Origin of the sequence: Kineococcus siccus, from assembly GCF_009906795.1 — a bacterium.
GTDB classification, from domain to species: Bacteria; Actinomycetota; Actinomycetes; order Actinomycetales; family Kineococcaceae; genus Kineococcus; species Kineococcus siccus.
On the sequence record NZ_JAAALN010000433.1, the window covers coordinates 1 to 725 of the forward strand.

1 protein-coding gene is annotated in these 725 nt (G+C 81.1%); it reads right to left on the bottom strand.

The genetic code is table 11. The features are described 5' to 3' along the window. Window positions 1–25 precede the first annotated feature (25 nt). The coding region (ssd, locus tag GTR02_RS21995) for a septum site-determining protein Ssd (RefSeq protein ID WP_338073987.1) at window positions 26–725 on the bottom strand (700 nt) is incomplete at its 5' end.

Sequence of the window (725 nt, forward strand, 5' to 3'; positions counted from 1 at the left end):
GCCCCACCCGCCCCCGGACCGCGGCTCAGGACGTCACCCCGGCCAGCACCGCACCGTGGCGGTGCACCGCCTCGGCGGCCCAGCGCAGGGCGAAGGCGCGCAGCGGGGTGCGCCGCCCGCGCGGCAGGCCCTCCCCGCGCTCGAGGGCCGCGTCGAGGTCGCGGTCGGTGCGCAGGCTCCCCGCGAGGCGCGCGCCCACGAGGTCCGCGACGGTCTCGGCCGCGACGTCGGCGCCGACGTCGCGCACGAGCAGGCGCACGGTCTGCGGGCTCCGCAGCGCGGGGCGCACGCTGTCCAGGACGCAGCAGGCCGCGGCCGCGGCACGGTAGGTCGCGGGCACGACGAGGAGCACCTCGTCGCAGTGCGGCAGGACCGTCGCGAGCGCCGCGGGGTCGCGCCGCGGGAGGTCCACGACGACGAGGTCGTGCAGCCGCTGCGCGGCGGTCAGCACCGACTCCAGCGCGGCCGGGCCGGGCGCCCCACCGCGGCGGCGGTCGCCCGCGAGCAGCTGCAGGCCCTGGGCGACCGAGACGGTGGCCCGCAGCACGTCGGGCCGCAGCCGGCCCGAGACGCCCGCCAGGTCGGCCCAGCGCAGGCCGGGCAGCTCGTCGGCGCCGAGCACGAGGTCGAGGCCACCGGAGAGCGGGTCGGCGTCCAGGAGCAGGACGTCCGCCCCCTCCTCCGCGGCGGCCGTCGCGAGGGCGGCCGCGGAGGAGGGGGCGGAC